General features: G+C 26.6%; 16 protein-coding genes and 1 other annotated feature. Of the genes, 4 read left to right on the top strand and 12 right to left on the bottom strand.

Annotated elements, in window-relative coordinates; translation table 11 throughout:
* Window positions 1-3 precede the first annotated feature (3 nt).
* From J2Z71_RS01190 to J2Z71_RS01175, 4 genes are read right to left on the bottom strand one after another with little or no spacing between them, the layout of a single operon-like run.
* The gene (locus tag J2Z71_RS01190) at window positions 4-1155 is read right to left on the bottom strand and encodes a cation diffusion facilitator family transporter (RefSeq protein ID WP_210060026.1); all 1152 of its coding nucleotides are present in this window, start codon (window positions 1153-1155) and stop codon (window positions 4-6) included.
* A gap of 10 nt (window positions 1156-1165) precedes the next feature.
* Window positions 1166-1561 carry a flavodoxin family protein gene (locus J2Z71_RS01185; RefSeq protein WP_210060025.1) on the bottom strand — a complete coding sequence of 132 codons (396 nt, stop codon included), beginning with the start codon at window positions 1559-1561 and terminating at the stop codon, window positions 1166-1168.
* Window positions 1562-1576: 15 nt separating this feature from the next.
* Window positions 1577-2050, bottom strand: coding sequence for a glutathione peroxidase (locus J2Z71_RS01180; RefSeq protein WP_210060024.1), 474 nt, complete (start codon window positions 2048-2050; stop codon window positions 1577-1579).
* Window positions 2037-2507: a MarR family winged helix-turn-helix transcriptional regulator gene (locus tag J2Z71_RS01175; RefSeq protein ID WP_210060023.1), complete on the bottom strand. Its 471-nt coding sequence runs from the start codon at window positions 2505-2507 to the stop codon at window positions 2037-2039. Before J2Z71_RS01175 ends, J2Z71_RS01180 begins: the two co-directional genes overlap by 14 nt.
* 189 nt (window positions 2508-2696) lie before the next feature.
* Here J2Z71_RS01175 and J2Z71_RS01170 point away from each other — a divergent pair, with 189 nt between their 5' ends.
* Window positions 2697-3725, top strand: coding sequence for a hypothetical protein (locus tag J2Z71_RS01170; RefSeq protein ID WP_210060022.1), 1029 nt, complete (start codon window positions 2697-2699; stop codon window positions 3723-3725).
* A gap of 41 nt (window positions 3726-3766) precedes the next feature.
* Here the strand turns inward: J2Z71_RS01170 and J2Z71_RS01165 are convergent, their stop codons facing one another.
* Window positions 3767-5056, bottom strand: coding sequence for an alkaline phosphatase family protein (locus J2Z71_RS01165; RefSeq protein ID WP_210060021.1), 1290 nt, complete (start codon window positions 5054-5056; stop codon window positions 3767-3769).
* A 128-nt stretch (window positions 5057-5184) separates the two neighbouring features.
* On the opposite strand from J2Z71_RS01165, the gene J2Z71_RS01160 reads away from it, so the two are divergent.
* A complete protein-coding gene (locus tag J2Z71_RS01160; RefSeq protein ID WP_210060020.1) occupies window positions 5185-6189 on the top strand; it encodes a hypothetical protein in 1005 nt (334 codons plus the stop codon).
* Window positions 6190-6220: 31 nt separating this feature from the next.
* On the opposite strand, the gene J2Z71_RS01155 is transcribed toward J2Z71_RS01160, so the two are convergent.
* From J2Z71_RS01155 to J2Z71_RS01140, 4 genes are all read right to left on the bottom strand, one after another.
* Window positions 6221-6988: an ABC transporter ATP-binding protein gene (locus J2Z71_RS01155; protein WP_210060019.1), complete on the bottom strand. Its 768-nt coding sequence runs from the start codon at window positions 6986-6988 to the stop codon at window positions 6221-6223.
* A complete protein-coding gene (locus J2Z71_RS01150; RefSeq protein ID WP_210060018.1) occupies window positions 6975-7889 on the bottom strand; it encodes an ABC transporter permease in 915 nt (304 codons plus the stop codon). Before J2Z71_RS01150 ends, J2Z71_RS01155 begins: the two co-directional genes overlap by 14 nt.
* A gap of 11 nt (window positions 7890-7900) precedes the next feature.
* Window positions 7901-8905, bottom strand: a complete 1005-nt coding sequence (locus J2Z71_RS01145; RefSeq protein ID WP_210060017.1) for an ABC transporter substrate-binding protein — start codon at window positions 8903-8905, stop codon at window positions 7901-7903.
* A 376-nt stretch (window positions 8906-9281) separates the two neighbouring features.
* Complete coding sequence (locus J2Z71_RS01140) at window positions 9282-10289, bottom strand: ABC transporter substrate-binding protein (protein ID WP_210060016.1); 1008 nt, start codon at window positions 10287-10289, stop codon at window positions 9282-9284.
* 37 nt (window positions 10290-10326) lie between these two features.
* Window positions 10327-10572: a binding site (T-box leader), on the bottom strand.
* Between the two features lie 211 nt (window positions 10573-10783).
* Between J2Z71_RS01140 and J2Z71_RS01135 the strand changes: the two genes are divergently transcribed.
* Window positions 10784-11776: a threonine ammonia-lyase gene (locus tag J2Z71_RS01135; RefSeq protein WP_210060015.1), complete on the top strand. Its 993-nt coding sequence runs from the start codon at window positions 10784-10786 to the stop codon at window positions 11774-11776.
* Window positions 11777-11823: 47 nt separating this feature from the next.
* Here the strand turns inward: J2Z71_RS01135 and J2Z71_RS01130 are convergent, their stop codons facing one another.
* From J2Z71_RS01130 to hflX, 3 genes are read right to left on the bottom strand one after another with little or no spacing between them, the layout of a single operon-like run.
* Window positions 11824-12207: a CoA-binding protein gene (locus tag J2Z71_RS01130; RefSeq protein WP_210060014.1), complete on the bottom strand. Its 384-nt coding sequence runs from the start codon at window positions 12205-12207 to the stop codon at window positions 11824-11826.
* A gap of 9 nt (window positions 12208-12216) precedes the next feature.
* Window positions 12217-12861 (bottom strand): YigZ family protein, encoded by a 645-nt coding sequence (locus J2Z71_RS01125; protein ID WP_210060013.1) that lies wholly within the window; start codon window positions 12859-12861, stop codon window positions 12217-12219.
* The gene (hflX, locus tag J2Z71_RS01120) at window positions 12858-14171 is read right to left on the bottom strand and encodes a GTPase HflX (RefSeq protein ID WP_210060012.1); all 1314 of its coding nucleotides are present in this window, start codon (window positions 14169-14171) and stop codon (window positions 12858-12860) included. Before hflX ends, J2Z71_RS01125 begins: the two co-directional genes overlap by 4 nt.
* A 107-nt stretch (window positions 14172-14278) precedes the next feature.
* Here hflX and J2Z71_RS01115 point away from each other — a divergent pair, with 107 nt between their 5' ends.
* On the top strand, window positions 14279-17056 hold the full coding sequence (locus J2Z71_RS01115) for a transglycosylase domain-containing protein (protein ID WP_210060011.1): 2778 nt from the start codon (window positions 14279-14281) through the stop codon (window positions 17054-17056).

Genomic DNA, 17056 nt, shown 5'->3' with positions numbered 1-17056 from the left:
AAACTATACATAATTATGATCAATATTTAAAATAATCTCATAATCAATGTAAATTTTTGAGATATCTCTTCTTATATTTTTAACCAATTCATTAACATTTTTAACATTAAAATCAACTACAATATCAATTCTTATTAATTTTTCTTCATATAATATATAAAAAGCATGCATACTTTCAATTCCATTATACTTAGAGATAATTTCTCTTATTTTTTTCTCATCTCTTGATACATTTTCATTTTGCGTATTTTTTGAATAAATTCCAAATACTAAATAAATTCCAAATTTTTTAAATACACTATTTTGAAGTTTCAATATTTCTAAAGAAGCTTCACTTAAACTCATAGTATCTAAGAAAGCAACATTTATAGAGCCTATATACCTTTCTGGACCATAATTGTTTAATATTAAATCATAAGCTCCTTCTACTTTTTCAGATTTTTTTACAAATTTATATATTTCATTTACAACTTTTTCCTCTGGTTCTTTTCCAATTATTGAATTTAATGTATCATCAATAAGACTAATTCCTGAAAAAATAATAAATAATGATATAAAAATACCAACATAACCATCTATTAAAACATCAAAAATCATATATATTAAAGTAGATATTACTGTCATTGTAGAAATCAAAACATCTGAATAAGAATCTTTAGAAGATGCCATTAGTGCTGGTGAGTTTGTTTTCTTTCCAATTTTTTTATTATAACTTCCAAGAAATATTTTCCCAACAATTGCAAATAACAAAACAATTAGTGAGAATATATTAAATTTTATTTCTTTAGGATTCTTTATAAAATCAATTGAAGTCTTAAAAAACTCCCATCCAACAATTACAAGAAGTACAGAAATTATTAAACTTGAAATATATTCTATTCTTCCATATCCATAGGGATGTTTTTTATTAGCCGATTTGCTTGCAAAAATTATTCCTACTATTGTAACTATTGATGAAAGAGCATCTGATAAATTATTTATAGCATCAGATGTTATAGCTATAGAATTTGAAAATAATCCTATTAAAACTTTAACTATTGCAAGAAGAGTATTTACTAAAATTCCTACAATTGCTGCAACAATAATCCAAGAAATTCTACTTCCCTTTTTTAACTTTTTTTCAATTTTAATTTTCAGTCTTTCATCTATATTCATAGTTTTTCTCTTATTCTTCCATTGCCTTTTTTGCAAATTCTTTCATTTGATTAATTTCTTCTTTCTCATTTACTTTTCTTCCCTTGCAAAAAAAATCTATCTCCGATACTTCAATTCCTTTTTTCATAAATTCTTCTTTCATTTTATAATTTGAATTTTTATTAAATCCACTTGTTGAGAATATATAAACTTTCTTCACTAAATCACTAGGAATTGTATCAATATAATTTCTTAATTTTTTTGAAAAATTACCTGCATAAATTGCACCACCTATAAATAATTTATCTATATTTTCATCAATAGGTGTTTCAATAGTATATGGTCTTATTGCTATTTCTTCTGAAATTATATCAGCAACTTTTTTAGTATTACCAGACCTTGAATAGTATCTTAATGCTATGTTCATATTATTCTCCTTTTACTATAAAATAGCCTCTATATCTTTTTTTATTTTTTTAGGATTTGTATTTGATGAATATCTTTTTATTGGATTTCCTTCTCTATCTACTAAAAATTTTGTAAAATTCCATTTTATTTCTTCTCCAAAAAGTCCCTGTTGTTCTTCTTTTAAATATACAAATAATGAATCTTCATGTGGCCCTTTTACATCGATTTTTTGCATTATAGGAAATTCCACTCCAAAATCATCTCTATAATCTTTTAATATATCTTTCATATTACCTGGTTCTTGAGCTCCAAATTGATTACTTGGAAAAGCTAAAACTACAAATCCCCTATCCTTATAATTATCATAAAGATCTTCTAAATCTTTAAGTTGAGGAGCAAATCCACATTTACTTGCAGTATTTACTATTAATAATACTTTACCCTTATATTGACTTAAAGACACTTTTTCACCAGTACTATTTTTTACATTAAATTTATATATTGACATTTTTCCTCCTATTTTTAAGATTTCCATCAGAAAAACCATCTAGTATTTTATACAACAAATTATACAAAACACTTAATTGTTCTTTTGATAAGTTTAAATTATCAACGGCTATATTAGGTATATGTATAGCTTTTTCTTTTAAATCTATCCCTTTTTTAGTAAGTTTTACCAGGACAATTCTTTCATCTTTTTTACTTCTTGTTCTTTCTAAAAGTCTTTGATTTTCCATTCTTTTTAATAAAGGAGTAAGAGTGCCAGAATCTAGATATAAATATTCTCCTAATTTTTTTACACTAATTTCAACATGTTCCCATAATACAAGCAAAGTAAGATATTGTGTATATGTAATTCCCAGAGGCTCTAGAAGAGGCTTATATCTTCTTACTATCTCCTTTGAAACTGCATACATTGGAAAACAAAGTTGATTTTCTAATTTTAAAGTATCATCATTAATCATATTAACCTCATTTTATTGTATAAAATTTAATTGCACACAACCTATTTACTTTAGTATATCTATAAATGGCATCGTTGTCAAATTTAGAGCTTATATTTTATTGTAACTTTTCTTTAAAAATAGTTTAATTTTCCTATTAAGTGGTATATCATTAGTAGTTAGAATTACAAAAAAAGAAAGGGGATTTTAATGTTACTTAAAAGTAAAAAAACAATTAAAATTACTTCTCTTATTTTTATTTTATTTATATTAACATCTTGCTCTGGAACAAAAAGTCCAAAGGCAGATTTAACTATTAATGAAAATTTAAATAGAATAGACTTAATCTCAAATAATAAAAAAGAAGTTACACTTTTATCTAACTTCTCTGCTCGTAGAATAACTAAAAAGCCAAATATTTATATAAATGAAAATCTATTTAATAATGAAGAGAATATTTTAATTCACGATAACTCAATATATGTAGAATCAAAAAGCTTCTTTGAAAATTTTAATATTAATACCTATATAGAAGACGATGGATATACTAGTCCAACTTTATATATAAGTAATAATTCTTTAGATAATTTAGACACATTTTTGGAAAAAGCCTTAGTTCTTGATGTAAACTCAAATATTTCAACTATTAACTCATCACCTATAAGTATTTATTCAAAAAACAAAACTTTAAAAGAAAAAAATAAAATCTATATACCAATAGATCTTTTGCCTGAAATTGGATATTATTTTAATTATGATTTTAATATATATGCAAATAAAGATGAAAATATAATAAATATTTATACAGATTTAGATAACACTTCACTTAATGATGATATTAAATTTAAAATTGAACTTGAAAAAACTCAACATATACTTGATAAAACTATTATTGGTTTAAATGAAACCTATGCAAGTGATAGAGATTTTTATAATTCAGATGAAGCTTTTATAGAGCCCTTTACTACTATTATAAATGGATATAATAAAACTTCTTCTATGATTTATGAAGATAATATTCCACTAGAAAAAGCAAAAGAATATTTTAAACTTCTAAAACTTGATGAAAACTATAGCAAAAGTTTAAATGAAAATTTAGATAATTACAAAAATTATTTAAATAAAATAGAATATAAATTAAATGATTTTCCATCTAAATCTATTGAAGAAGATCTAAAAGAAATTAATTTTTTATTTAAAGAAACAACTAAAAGCTATAAATTATTGACAAATTTTTAAATTTTAGACTAAAAGCCCTATTTATATACAAATAGGGCTTTTTATTTTATAATTTCATTTTTTACTTCTCCATCATATTCACTAAGCCCTAAATTAAATAGATGAGATATAGTAGGTGCTATATCTATTAAATCCATATTCTCAATAATATGATTTTTTCTTATATTATCTCCTGAAATCATAAATACAGTTTTATAATCTTTCTTACTTGGCAAATAGCCATGGCAATTTTTAAGATATAATTTTCTTTCATCTTCATCTAAAGTATTAAGATCTAATATTGAGTAATTTCTTATATCATCTAAAAAATAATATCCACACTTTGCCTCTATTATAAAATCTGCCTCACTATCTGCTCCAAGACTTTTAATATTATTATTATCAAAAACTTTTTCAATTCCAGAACTTTCATCTAATTCTAAATTCTTTAAGATTTTTTCAATTTCTTTTTTTATACTTTTATCTTTTATATAAATATAACTTGAACCATCACAGCTTTTAGCTATAACTTTATAATCTTTTATTTTTTTCTTTTGAATATTTATATATCCATTTTTATAAAATATACTATTTAAAAATATAACTTTATCTACATCTATTGAGCTATGATCTCCTAATAAAACTATTCTAGAATTTTTATAAAAGTCCAAATTTTTTAATACCTTCATTATATTTCCAAGTTTTTCATCATGTCTTTTAAGAGCATTTTTTGCTTCTTCTGAATTAAATCCATATTTATGTCTATTTGTATCAAGATCAATTATATGAGCAAATAGAAAATCCGGCTTATATTTTTTTAATGTATAAATAATTGACTTTTCTACAAAATCACCTAAATTAGGCTCTTTAATTCCATCTCTTAAATGAGAAAATTTTCTTTCTAAATCTAGTTGATAGATTAAAGATCCATTTAGTCCTGATACTATAGCTTGATTTGTCCATTTTCTATTTGAGAAAATCTCTGGCATATTATATTTAATTTTAGCTCCTGCTGTAACTGGCCAAAGAATAGATGCCACTTTAAACCCTTTTTTGTCTGCAAGTGTAAATAAACTATCACCTTTAATATATTTACTATACCAATACCAGTCTGGATTTTTTCTATTTATATCTAATATAGTATTATTTATTACTTTGTGATTTTTAGGATATTTTCCAGTTACAATACTTGCATGTGCTGGATATGTCAAAGAAGGATATATCGTATTTACATTTTTACAAAAACTTGAATTTTTTAAAAACTCTCTAAAGTTTGGAAGATTACTTATATATTCAAAGTCTAAAGAAGAAAGTCCATCAAATGAAATTACTATAAGATTTTTATTTTCCATATTTCCTCCTTAAAATATCTTATCACAAGATAATTAAATTTATTTAATATAAATGTTAAGTCTTATTAATGAGTTTATTACTTTAATATGATATACTTTAGTCAAAATAAGAATTTAGGAGGCACAATATGAATTTTAAAAAAACACTTAGTTTATCTCTAGTTCTTCTACTCTCTTTATCGCTATTTGCTTGTAATAAAGATGAAAAAGAAGCAAATACTGCAAATACTACAAATAACACTAAAGTTGAAGATGTAGAAGAAGTTGAGGAAAATATTCCAAAACTTTTTATAGATAATGAAGAATTTGAAACTAAAAATCCCATTTTAGTTACAAAGGACAATTTTTTACTTCCATATAATGACCTTGCAGAAAAATTAAATACTGAACTTGTTATTTCTACAGAAGTTATTGGGGAAGAAACAATACCTAAAATCGAAATAAAATACTTAGATAAAAATCTTTATTTTGATGATATGCAATGTATTGAAATTTTTTATCCTACAAGTCATATTTATTATGCAACTTATATAAGAGATGCATCTTCTATATATAAAAAAGACACTACAAAAATAATGGATGATATAGCATATATTCCAATTGACTATTTAGAATTATATCAATATTATTTTGATGAAGAAAACAATAAAATATATTTAATTACAGATATTGAAAATAGCAATTTAGATAATAATATTAAATATAGGGCAATTTTAAGTACTTACCAAAGACAATACGATAATTTTATTAGCTCTGTAAATACTCTTGATAATAAAACACTTCTAGGTCTTAATAAGAATAATAAAGAATTCCCCCATTCTCCTGGATCCTTTGGAGCAATATCTGCAAGTATTTATCCTTTAGTTGATGGTGATATTGATTATTCTATTCTTAAAAATGTAGATCTTACAGATGTAAATCAAGATTTACTTAATAATTATATTTCTAAAACTAATGAGCTTAATAGTAAAGCATCTGAACTTGGATTTAAATCAGAAGAATATGCTTTTAAAAATAGAGATAAAACTAAAGTAGATGATGAGGGAAATAAACTTATTGAAGAAATAAAAAATACTATGAATTCTTCTTATGATGAAGTAATTACTGCTTATACGGAACTTATCTTTAATTAAAAAAAGGCCTCTAATAATAGGGGCCTTTTTCTTACATATACATTGTCTCTTGAATTTTTTCATTATATATTTTTGTAAGTTCTTCTTCATTTACATCACTTGATAAGATATCTAATACAACTTCTCCTCTATTTAACATAATTATTCTATCTGAATACTCAATAGCATGTTTTAAATTGTGAGTTATCATAAGTGTTGTAATTTTTTCTCTTTTTATTAAATCATTTGTCTTATCCATTATAAGCTTTGATGTTTTTGGATCAAGGGCTGCTGTATGTTCATCAAGTAAAAGTAAATCTGGTCTTTTTACAGTTGCCATTAATAGTGAAAGGGACTGTCTTTGTCCACCAGATAAAAATTTAACTTGAGTTGTAAGTTTATCTTCAAGTCCTAAATCAAGCTCTTTTAATGATTTAATAATTCTATCTAAATTTTCTTTTTTTATTAGTTTTTTAAATGTAAACTTCTCACCCTTTTTAACAGCTAGGGACATATTTTCTAATATATTTAAACTAGGTGATACTCCCATTGAAGGATCTTGATTTACCTTTCCAATATATAATGCTCTTTTGTCTTCTGATAAGTTTTCAATATTTTTTCCATTTAATTCAATTGTTCCATTATCATTTTTAATACTTCCACTTATCATATTAAATAATGTAGATTTTCCACATCCATTTGGTCCAAGGATAGTAGTACAAGCATTTTCTTCAATTTCTAAAGAAAAATTATTAAAAACACTCTGTTCCTCTGGTGTACCTGGATAAAATGTCTTAGATAAATTATTAATTTTTAACACTTTGAACTACCCCTCTCTCAAACTTTTTTCCATTTTCACTTCTTTTTTTTAACTTACTCATTCCAAGTGCTGATGCATTATTATACATAATAAATATTATTACAATAATTGCTGTTATAGCTTTTAAATCATTTGGATTTAGACCTTTGTCTATTGCTATTCCATATATAATTCTATAGGCAATAGCTCCTATTATTGCTCTTGTTGTAAGTTTTAGTTTTTTATTATTTTTTAAAAATGTATCTCCAATAATAATAGATGCCAGTGCTGTTACTATCATTGTTGCACCCATTCCTGCATCAACAAATCCTTGATGCTGAGCCATTAAACCACCACTTAAAGATACAAGTCCATTTGATAACATAAGTCCAACCATAGTGTATAAATCTGGATTTTTCCCAAGAGATTTTACTAATTTTTCATTATCACCTGTTACTACTAATAAATATCCTCTTTCAGTTTTTAATAATGTATCTACTAATAATTTTACTATTAAAACTATTATTAAAAGAAGAACTACACTTGGTATATTGCTAAATTTAGTAAAAATTGTTTCATAATCAAATAATGTAACATTACTTTTACCTGTTATTCTTAAATTCACAGAATATAATATTGTCATTGTCAGTATTCCTGAAAGTATTGGTTGTATCTTTAATTTTTTGTATAAAACAAATGTTATAAATCCACCAATAAGTCCTGCACCGAAACTAAATACTAATGCAAGTACTGGATCCATTCCATTTGTTATAACTCTTGCTAGTATAAAAGCTCCTAATGGGAATGTTCCTTCTACTGAAAGATCTGCAATGTCTAATATCTTAAATGTAAATACAACACCTATTGCTAGTATTGAAAATATTAGCCCTGTTCTAATTGATTCTAAAAGCACTGCACCCATTTTTTTCCTCCTTATTCTACTACTTTTGCATTTTCAAATATTTTACTATCTTTTTCAATATTTAATGCTTCAGCAGTTTTGCCATTTACTGTTCTCTTAGCATCCTTTGAAAAGAATACTGGAATATCTTTTACTTCTTTACCTTTTTTTATTTCACTTGCCATTTTTCCTGCTTCTTTGCCAAGTTCTATATAATCTACTCCATCACTTAATAACATTCCATTTTCAACTGGTCCTTCTTCACCTGCAAAAGATGGAATTTGTGCTTTAATTAAACTTTGAGAAATAACAGTTGCTGAAGATGATGCTAGATTATCTTGTATTGCAACATAAGAATCTATCTTTCCTGTTAATGATGACATTGCTTGAGGTACATCATTTGTACTATTTACCCCAACTACTTCAAGATTCATTCCCTTATTTTTTACAATTTCTTTTAACTCTTTAATTTGTCCTTCTGAATTTGCCTCACCTGTTGAGTATAAAAGTCCAAGAGTTTTTGATTCTGGAAAAGCTTCTAGAAACTTGTCAATTTGAGTTTCCAATGGGAAGTAATCTGATACACCAGTTACATTTGCCTCAGGACTTTCCTTTGATTTTACAAGATCTGTTTCAACAGGATCAGTAACTGCATTAAATATAATTGGAATATCCTTTATTGCATTTTTCATACCTTGTGCTGCTGGTGTTGCTATTGCATAAATAACATCAACTTTATCTGATTCAAACTTCTTTGCTGCTGTTGGTATTAAAGATATATCACCTTGGCAATTTACTACATCTGCATCAACATTAAATCCCTCATCTTCAAGCTGACTAATAAATCCTTCTCTTGATCTATCTAGTGCTATATGATCTGAAAATTGAACTATTCCAATTTTAATATCTTTGTCAGATTTTTCTTCTACATTTTTTTCATTTTGATTATTAGCCTGGTTTTTATATTCTTCTTTACCACCACAAGCAGTTAATAAAAGTGTCATAGACATTAGCGCAACTATTAATTTCTTTTTCATTTCTTTCCTCCTAAATTTGTCTTCTTCGTTTTAGTTAATAAAAAAAGTCCTCCGTCCTCAGAACTATATTGTTCTAAGGGACGAAAGACTTGACTTCTCTTGCGTGGTACCACCCTGCTTCATAATCGTAAGATTACCTATCTGGATCTAACAATCCATATCCTACGATAACGGGGGCTTCCGTATCTGCCTACTTTTGTATTTTCAACAGATAAGCATTGGAGTGTATATTACATACTTTTCTTTATATCGGCTTTCACCTAACCCGACTCTCTTTAAATAAAGTTTTGTATCTTTCTCTCCAATTTTGCTCTTTGAAATTAACAAAAGTATATTACAGTTTCACTTTAAAGTCAAGAAGATTTTAGAAGAAATTTTATTTTATTATTTCAGCATCTTTTAATATTTCGTCCCCAAGGTCTACATTTAGAGCCTTAGCTGTTTTTTCATTTACTTTTTTAATATTTTTTTCATTATATTCAACAGGTAAATTTTTTACATCTTCACCTTTTAATATTTTAATTGCAAGTCTTGCAGCTTGAGCACCATGTTCATAATAATTTACACCCTCACTCATTAATAAACCATTTTTAACTTGTCCCTCTTCTGCTGAAAGAGATGGTAGATTATTTTTAAGTAGTGTTTCTGATACTACAGGAGCTGCATTTGCAACCATATTATCAGTAAGTGCAAATAGTGCGTCACATTTTTTTGATAGAGATGTAATAGCCTGTGGTATGTCATTTACATTTGGAACACCAATTTTTTCAAGTTTAATATCCATTTTATTTAATTTCTTTTCAAGCTCTTCAACTTGTACTAAAGAGTTTTGTTCTGATGTATTATATAAAACTCCAAAAGTTTTTGTATCAGGATAAAGTTTTAAGAAAGTTTCAATTTGTCCTTGTGGATCAATATAATCAGAAATACCACTTACATTTGCACCAGGACTTTCTATACTTTCTACAAGACCTGCACCAACAGGATCTGTTACAGCTGAGAAAACTATTGGAATATCTTTTACAACATTTTTTGCTCCTTGAGCAGCTGGAGTTGCTATTGCATAAATTAAATCAACATCTTCAGATACCATTTTTTGTGGAACAGTTGTAGTAAGTGAAACATCTCCATTTTCAGATTTATCAATATATTCAACTTCTATATTATTTTTTTCCATTTCATCAATAAATCCTTCCCTAGCTTCATCTAGAGATATTTGATCCATATACTTTATAATTCCTATTTTATAATCTGCATTTTCAATCTTTGTATTTGTTTCTTCTTTTGAATTATTTTCTTCATTTTTTGCTGTATTGCTTCCACATCCAACTAGAAGAGTCATTGATAATAATAGCGTACCGATTAATTTTTTACTTATATTCATTTAAATCCTCCTTAAAATAAAAAAACCTTCGCCCTAAACATAGGGCGAAGGATAAATTCGCGGTACCACCTAATTTTGTAGTAAATAAAATTATACTACAATCTCATTTCAGGATCATTATAAATCCCAATCCTCAGATAACGGTGGCTTCCGTGATAGTCTACTATAAATTCTACTATCAAGCTGTAGAGTGAATATTACATATCTCCTCTTATGTCGGCTTTCACCTGTTCCGACTCTCTTTAATAAGACTTAATATCTTTCTCTCTGTCATTGCTTTTTTATAATCTTTTAACTTGTTTATCATTCTAAGACTTAAAATTACATTTGTCAAGGGAAATTATTATATTTTTTAAATACTACTTTCAACTTATTTAAATCAATACCCTACAAGTTAGCTAAATAATCTTATTTTTTCAAATAAATTTTTTTAAGCAATTATTAAAATTAAAATATTATTTTATGTTAAAATAAATAAAAATGGAGGTTATTATATGAAAAATAAATACTCACTAAATTTAAAAATGATAGAAGATGCTAGAGAAAGAATTAAAAATTATATTGTAAATACTCCTTTAATAAAATCTACTTATTTAACTAATAATGATAAAAATGTTTACTATAAACTTGAAAATACACAAGAAGTTAGAGCCTTTAAAATTAGAGGGGCTTTAAATAAAATGCTCTCTCTTTCTCCATCAGAAAAAGAAATAGGTGTTGCAACTATATCTTCTGGAAATCATGGGATTTCCGTTGCCTTAGGCGCTCAATTACTAGGTATAAAAAATGCCCTTATTATAGTTCCTAAGAATACATCAAAGGCAAAATTAAATAAAATAAAGTATTTTGGAGGAAGTATTGTTCTACTTGGAAATAATTATGACGAAGCTCATCTTCTTGGAATGGAATATATTAAAGACAAAAATTTAACCTTTATAGATTCTTATTTTGATGATGAAATAGTTTATGCAGGTCAAGGAACAATTGCTCTTGAAATTTTAGAAAAAAATAAAAATATAGATACAATTTTAGCTCCAATTGGTGGAGGTGGACTTATATCTGGAATTGCAATTGCAGCAAAAAGTTTAAATAAAAACATTAAAGTTTATGGAGTTCAAACTGAAGCCTGCCCTGCTATGAAGGCATCTTTAGATGATAATATATGTTATGAAAAATATGATACTAAAGAGTCTATTTGTGAATCTTTAGTAGGTGGAGTAGGACCTTTGTCCTTTGAAATATGTAAAGATTATATTGATGATATTTTAATAGTATCTGAAGAAGAAATTAAATCTGCAACAGCTTTTATGGGACTTCAAGAACTTATAATAGTTGAACCATCTTCTGCAACTGTCGTAGCTGCTTATGAAAAATATAAAGATCAATTATTTGGTAAAAACACAGCTCTTGTAATATCTGGTGGAAATCCCCATGCTAAATTAATTCTTGATATATTTAATGAATATGAAGATACTTTTATAAAATAAAAAAATAGAGCTAGATAAGCACCTAGCTCTTTATAATTATAAACTATTTATTCATTTTTAAGAGTTGCATATACACAGTCTAGCACTACATTTAGTCCTAAATCCTTAGTATATTCAACTAATTCTTCATCATAACTTCCTGGTTGGAAAAATATATTTTCTATTCCAAGTTCCTTTGCTTTATCTACATATTCTCTTGCAAATTTTGGATTTACAATCATATCTACTACTTCAACTTTTTCTGGAAGTTCATCTAATGAAGAATATACTTTTTCTCCATCGATACTTTCTTTTCTTGGATTAACCATATATACATTATAATCATGCTCTTTCATAATAACAGGAATTTTATATCCAAATCTTGAAGTATTATCTGTAGCACCTACTACTGCCCATGTTTTTTTATTCATCATTTGATCTTTTAAGTTCATATTTTCCTCCTAATATATTATTTTGCCCTTTAATGTCGGTAAAATATCTTTAGAAAGTATTTCTATTTTTATAGTACCGCTAGTTTCATTTGTTAAAAATTCAATTAATTTTTTATCTTCTTCTGTTCCATGAAGTTTAAGCTCTACAACATCTGTGTAGTTCTCTTCTATAATTTTATACCCATTTTTTATTAAAAAATTTTGAATTGCTCCATGATATGTATAATCATATTTAAAACTATAATAATTATACTCCACCATATCCACTCTTCTTGATGCATCAATTGCTATTTTTGCACCCTTTGTATAAGCTCTAACAAGTCCACCAGCACCTAATAAAATCCCACCAAAATATCTAGTAACTACTATTAAAACATTTGTAAGATCTTCTTTTTTTAGCACTTCAAGTATTGGAACTCCAGCAGTTCCTGAAGGTTCTCCATCATCTGAATATCTCTGTATTAATTTATCTTCTCCAATAATATAAGCAGAACAATTATGTGTTGCATCTCTGTGTTTTTCCTTAATTAAATTAAGTTTTTCCAGTGCCATTTCCTCTGATTCTACTTTAAAGGCATATCCTATAAATTTTGATTTTCTCTCAATAAATTCATCTTCACTGTCTTTTAATATTGAATAGTATTTTAAACTCATTTTATCACATACTTTTTATATCTATTGTATTCATCCATTGTAAGAGTAACTCTAAAAGAAGCTCCATCTTCTGCATATTCTAAATTTTCAGCTATATGATTATCTAAAATATCAGATGTAATATCTGTATCAGAATATGGAATTAACATATCTACATCTACAAATTTTTCAGGAAGACTTTCTTCAATAAGTTGAAGAAGTTCATCCATATTTGCATCTTTAGCTGCAGAAATAAATATTTTTTCATTTTTCATCATTTTTGCTGGTATTATAACATCTTTAACTTCAACCTTATCAGATTTATTAAATATTGTTACTATCTTTGTCATATCAACATCAAGTTCTTTTAAAATTCCCATTGTTGTTTCATATTGAATTTCCATATCCTCACTTGAAACATCTATTACATGAAGAATTAAATCAGAATATTTGATTTCTTCTAAAGTTGATTTAAAAGCTTCTACAAGTTTTGTAGGAAGTTTTGAAACAAAGCCTACTGTATCAGATATTATAAAATCCATACCATTTGGAAGTTTTGCACGTCTTGAATTTGGATCAAGAGTTGCAAATAACATATCTTCTACAAAAACTTCTTTAGAATCAGATGCCTTTAATCTATTTAATATAGTTGATTTTCCAGCATTTGTATATCCCACAAGAGAAACTGTAAATATATTATTATCTACTCTTCTATTTCTTGTAATATCTCTTGTCTTTTGAGATTTTTTTAGTTTATCTTTTATTGAGTCAATCTCTCTTAAAAGTCTACGTCTATCTGTTTCTATTATTTGCTCTCCAGGTCCACGAGTACCTATTCCTCCACCTGTTCGTGACCATCCATCTATACCAATAAGTCTTGGCAGTTGATATTCAAGCTGTGCAAGTTCTACTTGTAATTTTCCCTCATAAGTTGATGCACGAAGTGCAAATATATCTAGAATTAAATTTGTTCTATCTAGTACTTTAATTTTTTTAGTATAGGCATGTTCCAGTTCAGCCTTAGGTTTTTTATTAAAAGCTTTCTCTAAATTTCTAACTTGAACACCTGAAAGCTCATCATTAAAAATTACAATATCTGCTTCTAAAGGCTCTATCATATCTCCAATTTCAGATACTTTTCCACTTCCTATTAAATACTTTGGTGAGTACTTTTTCAAGTTTTGAGTTACAATTCCAACTACTTCCCCACCTGCAGCTTTTACAAGTTCCTCCAATTCATATAAGGAAGTCTCTAAACTATGTGGATATGCTCCTAAATCTGTACCTACTATTATTACTCTTTCTGTTTTATTTTCTCTAATATTTTCCATATTAATATTATACCACAAAGCAGTATTCTTTAGACATATAGAGCTTTTAATGAATAATAGTATTTACACATATCTAATGATATAATTAGATAAAGTGGAGGTAATTTATGAGCAAATTCAAAGACTTAGATAAAAAAAATAAAATTCAAATTGTACTATTAATACTTCTTATGATTTTTATTTTTATTGGAACTTGTCTAAGTGCTGTAGTGCTTAGTGTTTTAAGTGAAACTCCTGTTACAGATTTAAATAATCTATCAAAAAGCTTTAACCAAACATCTAGTATATATGATGAAAATGCAAAGCTCTTAGAAAAAATAGAATCACTTGAATACAGAACTATAGTACCTATTGAAAAAGTGCCAGAAAATATTAAAAACGCCTTTGTATCTATAGAAGATCAAAGATTTTATCATCATGAAGGTGTTGATATACGTGGAATACTAGGTGCTTTAAAAGACAATATTAAAGCTGGAAGAATAGTTAGAGGAGGCTCTACTATAACACAGCAATTGGTCAAAAATGTTTACTTATCAAATGTTAAAAGCCTTAATAGGAAAATTCAAGAAGCATACTTAGCTCTTAGAGTAGAAAATACACTTAATAAAGAAGAAATTCTAGAAGCCTATTTAAACAGAATTAATTTAGGACAGGGTTCTTATGGAGTTCAAGCAGCTTCTCAAACATATTTTTCAAAAGATGTTTGGGATCTAAACCTTGCACAAAGTGCACTTATTGCAGGAATTACTAAATCCCCTGCAGAATACTCTCCTTTTAAAAGAATTCCAAAAGAATTATATAATGGTGAAGAAACTATTGCTATAAGAGATGTAAACGGCGAGCAAATGTATATTATTTTAAATAATAAATCCTTTGAAAGACAAAAAATTGTCCTTGCAAAAATGTTAGAACTTAATTATATAAGTAAAAAAGAATATGAAGAAGCAATTGATTTTGATATTGTAAAATCTCTAAATCCAGGTATTAAAAAATATCACTCAATGAGCAGCTATTCTACAGACTATATAAAAGCAGAAGCAGCAAGACTTTTAGCAGATTACTATCAAGTTTCACAAGATGAAGCAGAACATAAACTATTTACAGGTGGGTATAGAGTTTACTCCTCACTAGATGAAGATATGCAAAAATATCTTGAGAATATTTACGAAAACTTACCTGAATTTTTAAATAATAAATCATCAAATTCTAAAGGAGCAAAATTACTATCCTTTAGCACAGATAAAAATAGAAATATATTAGATTCAAATTCTAATGTAGTATATTTTTATAGACATAACTTCTTTGATGATGATTTTAATATGGTAATTGATACAAATAATTATAGTATTAATAAAAAAGGAGATCTCTCAATAAATAAATCTCTTTTTAATACATCTAATAAAAAATTAGATATTATTGATTTATACGAAATAAATAAAAATGGAAATCTACAAACCTATAATATTGGATTTTTAAATATTCCAAGAGATGTATTCGAAGAAAAAAAAGACTATATAATTATTGATAATAACTATATAAAAAAACATAAAGCATTTTATCAAATTGATAAATACAATAATTTAATTTTATCAAAAGACTATTATTCCTACGACGAAACACCAATTATACAGCCTCAATCTTCAGCAGTTGTCTTAGATAATAAATCAGGATATGTAAAAGCCATAGTTGGAGGCCTGGATGTTAAAAATAAACACTCTAAAATATTAAATAGAGCAACATCTTCCCCTCGCGCACCAGGCTCTTTAATAAAACCTCTTTCAGTATATCTACCTGCTCTTGAATCCGGAAAAACTCTAGGAAGTATAATAGATGATGTCCCAGAAATCTATAATGATGAAACATTTACAGAAAATTATTATAGCGGATACAAAGGACTTTTAACTATGAGATTTGCAATAGAAAATAATTCAAATATTGCATCTGCAAAATTCTTAGAAGAACTCTCTATTGAAAAATCAATAAATGCACTTAAAAAATTTGGAATAATTGATAAAAATTCTAAAAATGATAACTTTATAAGTGAAGCAGAAAATAGTAATAAAAACGACGAAAATATAGACTCCCTTGCCCTTGGAAATATGAAAAGGGGTATTACTAATATAGAAGCAGCTTCTGCTTATAGAACTATTGCAACAGGTGGAGATTATAAAAAAATTAGCGCTGTTATAAAAATAGAAGATGCATCAGGAATTCCAATAATTGACAATAAAAAATCAGAAAAGAAAAATATATTCAAAAAAGAAAATTGTTTTTTACTTACCGATGCCCTAAGAACAAATGTCACAAGAGGAGCAGCTAAAGGCTCATCAATTTATAATTTTGATATAGCTGGAGAAATTGGAGTAAATAAATTTAACTCAGACCTTTGGTTTACAGGATTTTCCCCAAAATATACTATATCTACTTGGATTGGATGTGACTCTCCTAAAGTTGAGCTTAATGCAGATAATCAAATAGTAATAGATTTATTTAAAAAAATTGCAGTAAAGGCACATTCATCAGAAGATTCTGAAAAATTTAAAGAACCAAAAAATATAGTTTCAAAATATATTTGTCAAAAAAATGGGAAACTAGGATCTGTACTTTGTGAAGAAGCAGGTGCAGGTTATATGGAGAAATTTAAAAAAGGAACTGAACCAAAAGAATATTGTAATGATCATATTAAGGAATTAATTTGTACAAAAAGCAATAGACTTGCTGGAGAATATTGTCCAAAAGAAGATGTAGAATATAAAATAATATATGACAGATCAGAATATAAACCTAAAAAACACGGCAATATTTATCCCGATGACTATGAGTATTTACCAGTATTATACTGCAATATTCACGACGAACAATGGTATATTAAAAATAAAAAATAG

The organism is Peptoniphilus stercorisuis (genome assembly GCF_017874395.1).
Taxonomy (GTDB): Bacteria; Bacillota; Clostridia; order Tissierellales; family Peptoniphilaceae; genus Anaerosphaera; species Anaerosphaera stercorisuis.
The sequence above is the reverse complement of the archived record's forward strand: the minus strand, read 5'-3'. Positions and strand labels throughout refer to the sequence as shown.